The organism is Leyella stercorea DSM 18206 (genome assembly GCF_000235885.1).
GTDB lineage: Bacteria > Bacteroidota > Bacteroidia > Bacteroidales > Bacteroidaceae > Prevotella > Prevotella stercorea.
Genome location: NZ_JH379406.1, coordinates 950 through 1,615, shown reverse-complemented (window position 1 = coordinate 1,615; position 666 = coordinate 950). Strand labels below are relative to the sequence as shown.

Annotated in this window: 1 protein-coding gene; it reads right to left on the bottom strand. The window is 45.3% G+C overall.

Features of this window, described 5'->3' with window-relative positions; translation table 11 throughout:
* Window positions 1-503, bottom strand: a 503-nt coding sequence (locus HMPREF0673_RS04755; protein WP_007898830.1) for a DNA alkylation repair protein, incomplete at its 3' end; no start/stop codon positions are given.
* Window positions 504-666 lie beyond the last annotated feature (163 nt).

Here is a 666-nt window from a genome sequence, read left to right as displayed (position 1 = left end):
ATTTTTACGTAATACTCTTCGCTCCTTACAGATGCAGGAATTTCAAGATATTCTGCCTTGAAGTCTTTGTCCAGGTAATGCGACATAAGTGCTTCTATTCCAAAGCGACAAGTATATACGTGTGACGATTTGCTCCAAGTCTTGATTTTCGCCAATAGCTCCTTCTTGTATTTGGCAAACACCTTCGGAGACATAATGTCGCAGACCGCCCAGTTGTCCACGAATGGCAGGAAACAGTCTGTCAGCTGGATACATTCCTCGTAGTCCTTCACCTCGGAAATGAGGAGTCCGTGAAGCATGTTCTCATCGTAGTATTCGTGAGGAAGCTGATGAAGGAATTCCTCGCATTCTGCCTCCTTCATAAGCTCTTTTGCAAACTTGCGTAGCATGGGCACACGAATGCCAATGAAACTATCCATAGGCACTCCCAGGGTCAGCTTGGCTTGGAAAACAGCATACTGCTTATCCTGCATTGCGAATAGTCTTTCTTGAAGCAACGTCATAAGTTCTTTGCTTTATAATGCAACATAGAAGGAGCAATTGCCTCTTTATTCCATTCTTCCATATTTCATTTCCACGCCTTCTTTATCATACTGCTTGCGCTTGCCGGTTGGTGGCTCAGTAAGCGTGATGCGAACTACAGCCGTGCGTGATAGGGAACGGGCG